This window comes from Rhodococcus sp. 2H158, from assembly GCF_053764755.1.
The window spans coordinates 1-12,802 of the sequence record NZ_JBSNCE010000053.1 but is presented as its reverse complement, the minus strand read 5'-3'; the positions used below and the strand labels follow the sequence as shown (position 1 = coordinate 12,802).

Here is a 12,802-nt window from a genome sequence, read left to right as displayed (position 1 = left end):
GCCCGCCGCACCTGCTCGTCGAACAGATCCACCAGCGTCGCCGAACCCCCGACCTCACGACCGGTGTCGTTCCACGCCTCGAGCACCCGCACCCGCTCGGCCACCTCGAGAATCTCGATATCACCCAGCGCCACCGACGGATCCGCCACGACCGCCTCGAGCACCCGCACGAACCGCTCCGCGAACACCACGACGGTCGGCTCGTCGAACAGATCCGTGGCGTACGTGAGCACGCTCGTGATCCCCTCGGGGGCGCCGTCGTCGGCGTACCGGTCGGTGACCACGAGATGCAGATCGAACTGCGAGGTCTGCAGGTCCGCGTCCACGCCGGAGACGGTCAGTCCCGGCAGCTCGAGGCTCGTCGCCGCGAGGTTCTGGAACGACAGGCCCACCTGGAACAGCGGATGCCGCGCCGTCGACCGCACGGGGTTGAGCACCTCCACGAGCCGCTCGAACGGCACGTCGGCGTTCGCGAAGGCCTGCAGGTCCCGCTCCCGCGCCTGATCGAGCAGGTCGGCGAAGGACTCGCCGGGCTCGACCCGGGTGCGGAAGACCAGCGTGTTGACGAACATGCCGATCAGATCGTCGAGTTCACGCTGACCACGGCCGGCGATCGGCGTGCCGATCGCGATGTCGTCGGTGCCCGACAGCCGCGCCAGCAGCACCGCGAACGCGGCGTGGACGGCCATGAACAACGTCGCGCCCCGGCCCCGCGCCAGCTCGACCAGCCGCCGGTGCAGGTCGGCGTCGATCGTGAAGTCGATCTTCCCGCCCGCGAAGGACTGCACCACCGGCCGCGGCCGGTCGGTCGGCAGATCCAGCTGGTCCGGCAGATCCGCCAGGGCCTGCTTCCAGTACGTCACCTGCTTCGCGGCCACCGACGCCGGGTCGTTCTCGTCGCCGAGCACCCGCCGCTGCCACAGGGCGTAGTCGGCGAACTGCACCGGCAGCGGTGCCCAGTCCGGAGCATTCCCGGTCGACCGGGCGACGTACGCCGCCACGAGATCGCGGGTGAGCGGCCCCATCGAGGAGCCGTCCGCCGAGATGTGGTGGACGACGAAGGCGACGATCATCTCGTCCTCGCCGACGGCGAACAACCGCACCCTGATCGGGGCCTCCGACGTCACGTCGAAGCCCGTGTAGGCCAGCGCGCGGATCCGGTCGGCGACCTCGTCCCAGGTGGTGACGACCGGTGTCAGGTCCGGGACCACCGCCGTCACCGGCAGCACGACCTGGACCGCACCGTCGTCGGTTTCCGGGTACGCCGTGCGCAGCACCTCGTGCCGCTCGAACACGTCCCGGATCGCGTCCTGCAGCGCCGCGACGTTCAACCGGCCCGACAGCCGCAGCGCCACCGGCAGGTTGTAGGCCGCCGACTCCGGGTCGAAGCGATTGAGGAACCACATGCGCTGCTGGGCGAGCGAGAGCGGCACCCGTTCCGGCCGCGGCCCGGCCACCAGTGGCACGGACCCGCCGGATCCGGCGTGCTGCTCGACGTGCGCCGCGAGCGCCTCGACCGTCGAGGCGTCGAACAGCACCCGCACCGGCACCCGCGAATCCAGCGCCGCACCCAGGCGCGCCACCAGCTGCGTGGCGATCAGGGAGTTGCCGCCGAGCGCGAAGAAGTCGTCGTCGAGACCGACCCGGTCCACGCCGAGCACCTCGGCGAAGATGCCCGCGACGATCTCCTCGATCGGAGTCGTCGGGGCCCGGAACTCCCGCGCGGCGAACGTCGGCGCGGGCAGCGCCTTGCGATCGAGCTTGCCCGAGGTGTTCAGCGGGAACTCCGCGAGCACCACGATCGCCGCGGGCACCATGTACGACGGCAGCGTCCGCGTCACGAACGCGATCACCTCGCCGGCGTCCACCTCGTGTCCCGGCGCGGGAACGACATAGCCGGCGAGCTGGTCGCCGGTCGGGGTCGGCACCACCAGCACCGCGGCCTGGTTCACCGACTCGTGCGCCAGCAACGCCGTCTCGATCTCGCCGAGCTCGATGCGCTGACCGCGGAACTTCACCTGGAAGTCGGTGCGGCCGATGTACTCGAGTTCCCCGGCTTCGTTCCACGTGACCAGGTCGCCGGTGCGGTACATCCGCTCCCCCGGCGCCCCGAACGGATTCGCGACGAACCGGTCGGAGGTCAGGTCCGGGCGGCGGACGTAGCCGCGGGCCAGCTGCACGCCCGCCAGATACAGCTCACCCGGGATCCCGACCGGCACCGGCCGCAGCCGGCCGTCGAGGACCAGCACCCGCACGTTCCACTCCGGGACGCCGATCGGCACCACATCGACCGGTCCGGCGGCCGGCGCCTGCCAGAAGGTGGCCGACACCGCCGCTTCGGTCGGGCCGTAGAGGTTGTCGATCGCGGCCGTGCTGATGCGCCGCACGCCCTCGATCGTCTCCGGCGGCAGGGCCTCGCCGATCACGAAGATGTGGCGCAGCGTGGCGCACGACTCGCGGTCGACGTGGGCGGCGAACACCGTGAGCATCGACGGCACGAAGTCGGTGATCGTCACCTTCTCGCGGGCGATGACGTCCGCCACGTACACCGGGTCGCGGTGGCCGTCGGGTGTCGCCACGACCAGCTTCGCCCCCACGCTCAGCGGCATGAAGAAGCCCCACAGCGACACGTCGAACGTCGTGGCCGTCTTCTGCAGGTAGACGTCCTGCGCCGTCATCTCGAACTCGTCGAGCATCCACGCCGTCTGGTTGACGATGGCGCGGTGCGTGACGGCGACACCCTTGGGCCGGCCGGTCGAGCCGGACGTGAAGATGGCGTAGGCCGTGTTGTCCGGGCTCAGCGGCGCATGCCGGTCCCGGTCGGTGACGGGCGCGTCCGAGACCGCCGACAGATCCAGCTCGTCGACGAGGACGGCGTCGACGGTGAGACCGTCGGGAACGGTGAACTCGTCGCGGGCGGTCGTGACGATGCACACCGGGTCGGCCGTGTCGAGGATGTGCCGGACGCGGTCGACCGGGTGATCCGGATCGATCGGCACCCATGCCCCGCCGGCCTCGACGATCGCGTACATGCCCACCAGCAGGTCCAACGACCGCCGGATCGCCAGGCCCACCAGGGACTCCGGCCCCACCCCCTGCGAGATCAGGTGCCGCGCGAGGCGGTTGACGCGGGCGCCGAATTCGGCGTACGTCAGCTCGGCACCTTCGTAGGCCAGCGCCACCGCATCCGGGGTGCGCCGGACCTGCGCCTCGAACCGGGACAGGAGCAGTTCGGTGCCGTCGAGGGCGTGGTCCGAGTCGTTCCACCCGTGCAGGATCTGCTCGAGTTCGGCCGCGTCGAGCAGATCGACGTCGCCGACGGGCAGCGCCGGCTGCTGTGCGATCGCTTCGAGGACCCGCACGAACCGCGCCAGCAGCGTCTCGACCTGCTGCGCGTCGAACAGCCTGCGCTGGTAGCGCAGGTCGAGTTCCATGCCGGATCCGACATGGATGAACAGGCTCAGCGGGTAGTGGGTGGCGTCGTTCGTGCCGACGCCGGTGACCGACATGCCGTCGATCGACGCCGCCTGGTCGGCCAGGCCCTTCTCGTCGAGCGGGTAGGACTCGAACACCGTGAGGGTGTCGAACGCCACGGTCGGCCCGGCGACCCGCTGGATCTCGGTGAGACCCAGATGATGGTGCTCGAGCAACTCGGCCTGCTCCTGCTGCAGGCGCTGCAGGAACCGCTCGATCGGCTCCTGCGGATCGAACGTCACCCGCACCGGCAGGGTGTTGATGAACAGGCCCACCATCGACTCCACGCCGGGCAGGTCCGCCGGCCGGCCCGACACGGTGGCGCCGAAGACGACGTCGTCGCGTCCGGTCGACCGGCCGAGCAGCACGCCCCACGCCGCCTGGACGAGGGTGTTGACGGTGACGCCGAGCCGGGCTGCGGCCGAGGCGATCTCGGCCGTGCGGTCGTTGTCGAGCAGCAGCCGCACGCGGTCGGCGCCCTCGGCGCCGGGGTGCCGGTCGGTCGCCGGGGCGAGCAGCGTCGGCTCCTCGAACCCGTCGAGCACCCGGGCCCACGTGGCGCGGGAGGCGTCGAGGTCACGCTCGGCGACCCACGCCAGGAACGACCGGTAGGACCGGGCCCGCGGCAGCGGCGACGCGTCCCCGCGGGTGGCGTACAGCATCATCATGTCCTGCATCAGCAGCGGCATCGACCAGCCGTCGATGAGGATGTGATGCACGGTCACGCCGAGCTGGTAGCGGCCGTCGCCGAGCGACGCGAGGACGAACCGGATCAGCGGCGCCTCGTCCATCGCGAACCGTCGCGCCTGCTCCTCCCGCCAGAACGGCACCGTCGCGCGCACGCCCTCGGCGGCGACGAGCTGCGACAGGTCGGCCTCGCGCCACGGCACCCGCACGTCGGAGAGGACCACCTGCACCGGGGCACCGGCGGCGTCGTTGACGAACACCGTCCGCAGGTTCGGGTACCGGTCGAGCAGCGCCTGCGCCGCGCCGCGCAGCCGCTGCGGATCGACCACGCCGTCGAGGTCGAGCACGGCCTGGATCGTGTAGACGTCCACGCTGGATTCGTCCATGAGGGCGTGGAACAGCAGGCCCGACTGCAGCGGGGACAGCGGCCATACGTCGGTCGCCGACGGGAAGCGCGCCTCCCATGCTTCGAGGTCCTGCTGGGTCACCGACACGAGCGGCACGTCCGACGGGGTCAGGCCGCCGGCGCCGGGCTCGCTCGCGTACCGGGCCAGCGCCGCGAGCGCATCCACCCAGTAGGCGGCGAGGGACTCGACCTCGTCCGGGCCGAGCAGGCCGGTCGGGACGGCGAATCCGGCCGCGAGCTGCGGTCCGTCCGCACCGTCGGACACGATCGCGTTGATGTCGACGACGGCGTTGGCGGGCATGTCCGCGTCGAGGGCGGCGTCGACCCCACCGAGCGCGTCCGTCGGAACCCAGCCGATCGCGGCGAGTTCCTCGGGCACGTCCGCGGCGGACACCCGGCCGAGGTAGTTGAAGCTCACCTGCGGCTGGGTGGTGTATGCGGACAGGATCTGCGAGCCGACCGGATCGAGGTGGCGCAGCAGGCCGTAGCCCATGCCCTTGTCCGGGATCGCCAGGAGCTGTTCCTTGACGGCCTTGACGGCGGATCCCATGGCGGTGCCGCCGGCGAAGGCGTCGTCGACGTCGATGCCGGTCAGGTCCACCCGCACGGGATGCGCGCTGGTGAACCAGCCGACGGTGCGGGACAGGTCCGCACCCGGCACGACCGACTCCTCGCGGCCGTGACCCTCGAACTTCAGCAGCGCGGACGTCGCGTCGACGCCGCGGTCGCGCCGCCACCGGGTCAGCGCCAGGCCGAGCGCGGCGATGAGCCCGTCGTTGACGCTGCCGTGGAACAGCGCGGGCACCGCGGTCAGCAGCGCCTCGGTGTCGGCCGCGGGGACGTTCACGTCGAGACGCTGCACGGTCGACGCGACGTCGACCGCCGGGTCGAACGCGCGGCCACCGAGCAGCGGGTCCGGCCCGTCGAGCACCGACCGCCACAGCTCCAGCTCCGCCCGGCGTTCGGGGGCGCGCGCGGCGTCCACCAGACCGTGGGCCCAGCGGCGCAGCGACGTGCCGACCGCCGGCAGCGCGACGTCCTGTCCCGCCGCCACCTGGCCCCACGCGACGGCGAGGTCGGGCAGCAGGATTCGCCAGGAGACGCCGTCGACCACGAGATGGTGGGCGACGACGAGCAGCACGCCGGGGCGTTCGCCGGGTCCGAAGTCGAACCACACGAACCGCAGCACCCGTCCCTCGGTGGGCGCGAGCCGGTCGAGCGCGGCGTCGAGCTCGCGCGACGCGACCGCGGTGAGCGCGGCGGCGTCGATGTCGGCGGGCACTTCGACACGGGTGACGAGTTCGTCGGCGTCGACCGTGCCCGCGGCACGCACCCGCAGCACGGGGGCGCCGTCGGCGTCGTGCTCGAGGATCGACCGTAGCGCGTCGTGGTGGTCGACGACGGCGCCGATGGTGCGCACCAGCAGGTCCCGGTCGATGTCCTTCGGCAGCGTCACCGCCACGGACTGGGAGAAGCGGTCGAACCCGCCACCCCAGCCGAGCACCTCGCGCATGATCGGCGTGAGCGGCACCTCGCCGACGCCGCCGCCGGGCAGTTCCTTCAGACCGCCGGGGCCCTCGCCCGCGGTGGTGCGGGTCGCGACCTCGGCGAGACCGGCGACGGACCGGCGCTCGAACACGTCACGCGGCGTGAACACGACGCCGCGGGCCTTGGCGCGCGAGACCAGCTGGATGGAGACGATGCTGTCGCCCCCGAGCGCGAAGAACGACTCGTCGACGCCGACCCGGTCGAGGCGCAGCACCTCGGCGAACACCTCGGCGATGGTCTCCTCGAGATCATTGCTCGCGGCCCGGAATTCGCGTTCGTCGAGCTCCGGTTCGGGCAGCGCGTCGCGATCGAGCTTGCCGACGGGGGTCAGCGGGATCTTGTCGAGCACGACGAGCGCGGACGGCACCATGTGCGCCGGCAGCGAGCGGCCGACGAACTCGGTCAGCGCGGCGGTGTCGATCGTCGCGCCCGCCTTCGGCAGCACGTAGGAGACGAGCACGGTGCCGCCGGAGGGCGTCGTGCGGCCCAGCGTGGCTGCGAACTCCACGGTCTCGTGGGACGTCAGCGCCGAGTCGATCTCGCCGAGTTCGATGCGGAAGCCGCGCACCTTGACCTGGAAGTCGCTGCGCCCGACGAACTCGAGTTCGAGCCGGTTGTCGTCCATGACGCGCCAGCGCACCATGTCGCCGGTGCGGTACATCCGCGCGCCGTCCGCCGTGAACGGATCGGCGACGAACCGTTCCGAGGTGAGCACCGTGCGCCGGTGGTAGCCGCGGGCGAGGGCGGCACCCGACAGGTACAGCTCACCCGCGACACCCACGGGGACGGGCCGCAGCCGCGAGTCGAGGACGAGGGCGGTCGTGCCGCGCACGGGGCCGCCGATCGTGATCGGATCCCCGGGCCGCACGTGCGCATAGGTGGAGATGACCGTCGCCTCGGTCGGGCCGTAGCCGTTGAGCAGCGTGCGGCCGGGCGCCCACCGGTTCACCAGCTCCGGCGGCAGGGCCTCCCCACCGACCACGACCACCTCGAGGCTGTCGAGGCCCTCGGGGTCGACGGTGCCGATCACCGCGGGGGTGATGATCGTGTGGGTGGGGCGTTCGGTGCGGAACAGATCCGCGAGGTCGGGGCCGCCGATGATCGTCGACGGCACGACGACCAGCGTTGCGCCCTGGGAGAACGCCGCGATCCACTCCATCACCGACGGGTCGAAGCTCGGCGACATGATGTGCAGGAACCGCGAGCGGGACGTCAGGCCGTACAGGTCGATGATCGTGTCCAGCAGCCCACCGAGGCCGGTGTGGGTGACCACGACGCCCTTGGGCCGGCCCGTCGAACCCGACGTGTAGATCAGGTAGGCAGGGTGCTGCGGGCGCAGCGGCCGGACGCGGTCGGCGTCGGTGATCGGTGCCGCCGAGCGGGCCGCGACGTCCGGTGCGAGGCCGGGATCGTCGACGACCAGCCACTCGGCGTCGTCGGGCAGGCCGGCCCGGTGCGCGGTTCCCGTGATACCCAGGGCCGCACGGGAATCGGAGAGCATGTAGCGCACGCGCTCCGGCGGGTACGACGGGTCGACCGGCACGTGTGCGGCGCCGGCCTTCGCCACCGCCCACACCGCACGGACCATGTCGTAGGAGCGCGGGAACGCCACGGCGACGATGTTCTCGGGGCCTACGCCACGCTCGACCAGCAGCCGCGCGAGCCGGGACGAGTCCTCGTCGAGCTCGCGGTAGGTGATCGACCGTCCCTCGTACCGCACGGCGGTGGCGTCCGGGTCGAGGGACGCGCCGGCCGTGAGGAGATCGGCGAGGGTTCCGCCGCTCACGACGTCGGTGCCGCGGACGCGGGTCAGCCGCTTGAGTTCGTGCGGCGCGAGCAGCGGCAGATCACCGACGGGCAGGGCCGGGTCGGCCAACGCCGCGTCGAGGAGGTGCGCGAAGCGGGCGGCGAACCCCTCGACGGTGCCGGCGTCGAACAGGGACCGCGCGTAGGAGAACTCGGCGGAGATCCCGTCCGGTCCGCCCTCGGTGGTGGTGTGCTCACGCAGGGTCAGTGCGAGGTCGAACTTGGCGCTGTCCACGTCGAACGGCACCGTGGACACGCTCAGCTCGGGCAGCTCGAGTCCCGTCTCGGGGAGGTTCTCGAACGACATGGCGACCTGGAACAGCGGGTGCCGGGCCGTGGACCGCTCGGGGTTGAGGATCTCGACGAGCCGCTCGAACGGAAGATCCGCGTGGGCGAACGCCTCGAGATCGCTCTCGCGGATGCGCCCGAGATGCTCGGCGAACCCGGCGTCGGCGTCGATGTGGCTGCGCAACACCAGGGTGTTGACGAACATGCCGATCATCTCGTCGAGTTCGGCCTCACCGCGGCCGGCGATCGGCGTGCCGATCGCGATGTCGTCGGCGGCGGACATGCGCGCGAGGAACACCGCGAGGGCGGTGTGCATGACCATGAACAGCGTCGTGCCGCTGCGCCGGGCGAGGTCGGCGGCCTGCCGGTGGGTGGCCGCGTCGATGCGGAACTCGACCGTGCCGCCCTCGAAGGCCTGCACCGACGGCCGCGGCCGGTCGGTGGGCAGGTTCAGCTCGTCGGGCAGGCCGGCGAGTGTCCGCTTCCAGTAGTCGGCCTGCGCGGAAACGAGGCTCTCCGGATCGTCCTCCGATCCGAGGACCTGCCGCTGCCACAGCGCGAAGTCCGCGTACTGCACCGGCAGTGGCGCCCGGTCCGGTTCGTGCCCCGCCGCGCGCGCGACGTAGGCGATCATCACGTCCCGCGTCAGCGGTGCCATGGACCAGCCGTCGGCACTGATGTGGTGCGCGACGAACACCAGCACATGGTCGTCGCCGGCGATCCGGAAAAGCTTGGCGCGCAGGGGAATCTCTTCGGTGACGTCGAAGCCGGCGGAGACCACCCCGGTGACCCGGGCGACGAGGTCGGCCTCGGACACCGATTCGGGCGTGAGGTCGGGGGCCGCCTCGGCGACCGGGAGGACCACCTGGAAGGCGTGCCCGTCGGATTCCGGGTAGACGGTGCGCAGCACCTCGTGCCGGGCGACGACGTCGCGCACCGCGGCCCGCATGGCGTCCACGTCGAGCGTTCCGGTCAGCCGGACCGCCACCGGGATGTTGTTGACCGCCGACCCGGTGTCGAAGCGGTTGAGGAACCACATGCGCTGCTGCGCCAGCGACAGCGGGATCCGGTCCGGCCGCGGCTGCGGCACCAGCGGCGGACGACCGCCGCCCCCGGAATGCTGCTCGACCGCGACGGCCAGGGCCTCGACCGTGGGCGCCTCGAAGACGACCCGGACGGGGATCTTGGCGTCGAGCGCGGCCCCCATGCGGGACACCACCTGGGTGGCGAGCAGCGAGTTGCCGCCGAGCTCGAAGAAGTCGTCGTCGACGCCGACCCGGGCGAGGCCGAGCACCTCGGCGAACACGCCCGCGACGATCTCCTCGACGGGGGTGCTCGGAGCGCGGAACTGCCGCGCCTCGAACACCGGTTCCGGCAGCGCCTTACGATCGAGCTTGCCGTTGACGTTCAGCGGCAGGGCCTCGAGCACCACGAACGCCGCCGGCACCATGTACGACGGCAACGCGCCGGCGAGGCCGGACTTCACGTGCGCGATGTCGAGCACCGCGCCCGTCTCCGGAACCAGGTACGCCACGAGCTGCGTGCCCGCCCGGTCGTCCTCCCGGGCGATCACCGCCACGTCGCGCACCTCGTCGGCGCCGCGCAGCGCGGCCTCGATCTCGCCGAGCTCGATGCGGAATCCGCGCACCTTCACCTGGAAGTCGCTGCGGCCGAGGTACTCCAAGCGGCCGGTGGAGTCCCACCGGACGAGGTCGCCGGTGCGGTAGAGCCGCTCGCCGTCCCCGAACGGGGAGGCGACGAACCGCTCCGCCGTCAGATCCGCCCGGCCGTGGTAGCCGCGCGCCAGCTGCGCACCGGCGAGGTACAGCTCACCGGACACGCCGACCGGCACCGGATGCAGGCGCCCGTCCAGCACGTAGACCCGCGAGTTCCATTCCGGCACACCGATGGACACCGACGCACCCGCGTCGTCCACCACGTCGCCCGCGGTGATCGACACCGCGGCCTCGGTCGGGCCGTAGAGATTGACCAGCTGCGCGCTGTTGTGTCGCAGGAACCGCTGCGCCGTCGCCGCCGGCAGCGCCTCACCGATCGCGAGCACCCGGCGCAGCGACCTCGGCAGCACCCCGTCGGAGTCGACGAGCAGCGCCTCGAGCATCGACGGCACCACATGCAGGGTGGTGACCTCCTGCGCGGCCATCAGGACGTTCAGGTAGCCGGGATCGCGGTGACCCTCCGGCGTGGCGATCACCAACCGGCCCCCGGAGACCAGGGCCGACCAGAACTCCCATACCGACAGGTCGAACGTCGCCGCGGTCTTGAGCAGCGCCGCGTCCTGCGATCCGAGACCGAAGTGCTCGCGCTTCCACAGCAACTGGTTCACGATCGCGCCGTGCGGCACCGCCACACCCTTCGGCTTGCCCGTCGAACCGGAGGTGAAGATCACGTACGCGGTGTTCGACGCCCGCAGCGGCGCCCGCCGCTCGGCGTCGGTGACCGGGTCGGCGGTGAACGACGACAGATCCGCCGTGTCGATCGCCAGGTGCAGGACAGACCTGTCCCCCGGCAGCTCGACCGCGTCCCGCTCGGTGGTCAGCACCACCACCGGAGCCGCGGCGTCGAGAATGTACCCGGTCCGCTCGGCCGGCTGATCCGGGTCGAGCGGCACGTACACGCCACCGGCCTTGGCGACGGCGTACATGCCGACGAGGAGCTCGATCGACCGGCGCATCGCCAGGCCGACCGTCGACTCGGGGCCGACCCCCGCCGAAATCAGGCGACGGGCAAGACGATTGACCCGGGCATCGAATTCGCCGTAGGTGAGCGTCTCACCTTCGAAGAACAAGGCCGTGGCGTCCGGAGTCCGGCGCACCTGCGCGTCGAACAGGTCGGGCAGGGTCACCGACGTGTCGACGGCGTGATCGGTGTCGTTCCAGCCCTCGAGCACCCGGAGCCGTTCGGCGGCGTCGAGCAGCGGCACATCGCCCACCGGGAGCGACGGGTCCGCCACCACGGCTTCGAGCAACCGCAGGAAGCGGCGGGCGAAGCCGGCCACCGTGGACTCGTCGAACAGGTCCGTGGCGTAGGTGAAGAAGCCGGTCACACCGGCCGCGGCACCGTCCTCGGCATGCCGGTCGGTGACGATCAGATGCAGGTCGAACTGGGAGATCTGCATGTCCGCGTCGACGTTCGCGATGGTCAGACCCGGCAGCTCGAGCCGGGACTGGGCGACGTTCTGGAACGACAGGCCCACCTGGAACAACGGGTGCCGCGCGGTGGAGCGGACGGGGTTGAGCACCTCCACGAGCCGCTCGAACGGCACGTCCGCATTGGCGAACGCCCCCAGGTCGGCCTCGCGGGCCTGCGCCAGCAGGTCCTCGAACGCCGCATCCGGCTGGACCTGCGTGCGGAAGACCAGGGTGTTGACGAACATGCCGATCAGATCGTCCAGCGCCCGCTCGTCACGCCCGGCGATGGGCGTGCCGATCGCGATGTCGTCCGTGTCGGACATCCGCGCGAGGAACACCGCGAGGGCGGTGTGCATCACCATGAACAGCGTCGTGTTGCTGCGACGGGCGAGGTCGATCAGCCGGGCGTGCAGCTCCGGGTCGACGGCGAATCCGGTCCGGGCGCCGGCGAAGGACTGCACCGCCGGGCGCGGCCGGTCGGTGGGCAGGTCCAGCTGGTCGGGCAGACCGGCCAGCGCGTTCTTCCAGTACGCCACCTGCTTCGCCGCAACCGAGTCCGGATCGTCCTCGGACCCGAGGACCTCCCGCTGCCACAGCGCGTAGTCCGCGTACTGCACCGGCAACGGCGCCCACGCGGGGAACTCGCCCTGCGAACGCGCGATGTAGGCCTGCATCAGGTCCCGGGTGAGTGGGCCCGCCGACGAACCGTCGGCCGAGATGTGGTGGACGACCAGGGCGAGCACGTGGTCGTTCGCGGCGAGCCGGAACAACCGCACCCGCAACGGCACCTCGATGGTGACGTCGAAGGTCGTGGCGCCGAGTTCCCGGACGGCCGCGACGATGTCGTTCTCACCGACCGCGACCGGGGTGAGATCCTGTTCGGCCTGGGCGGCGGGCACGACGACCTGGATCGGGCCCTCGGCCGTCTCCGGGTAGTAGGTGCGCAGGATCTCGTGCCGGGTGACGAGGTCACCGACCGCCGCCTGCAGCGCCGCGACGTCGAGCGTTCCGGTCAGCCGGATCGCCATCGGCACGTTGTACGCGGCGGTGTCCGTGTCGAAGCGGTTGAGGAACCACATCCGCTGCTGGGACAGCGACAGCGGGATCCGCTCGGGACGCTGCCGCGCCTCGAGCGGCCGCCGGGCGTCGGCGCTCTGGTGCTGGACGGACACGGCGAGCGCCTCGACGGTGGGCGACTCGAACAGCGCGCGGATCGGCACCCGGACGTCGAGCGCGGCACCGAGCCGGGATGCCACCTGGGTGGCGAGCAGGGAGTTGCCGCCGAGCTCGAAGAAGTCGTCGTCGAGACCGACCTGCTCGAGGCCGAGCACCTCGGCGAACACCCGCGCCACGGCCTCCTCCGTGACGGTGGTCGGGGCCCGGAACTCCCGGGCCTCGAACACCGGCGCCGGCAGCGCCCTGCGGTCGAGCTTGCCGTTGACGT

At 71.7% G+C, this 12,802-nt stretch carries 1 protein-coding gene; it reads right to left on the bottom strand.

The annotated features are described in order from the left end of the window. A partial coding sequence (locus ACWPOB_RS28255) for an amino acid adenylation domain-containing protein (protein WP_455402843.1) occupies window positions 1–12,802 on the bottom strand: 12,802 nt, incomplete at both ends.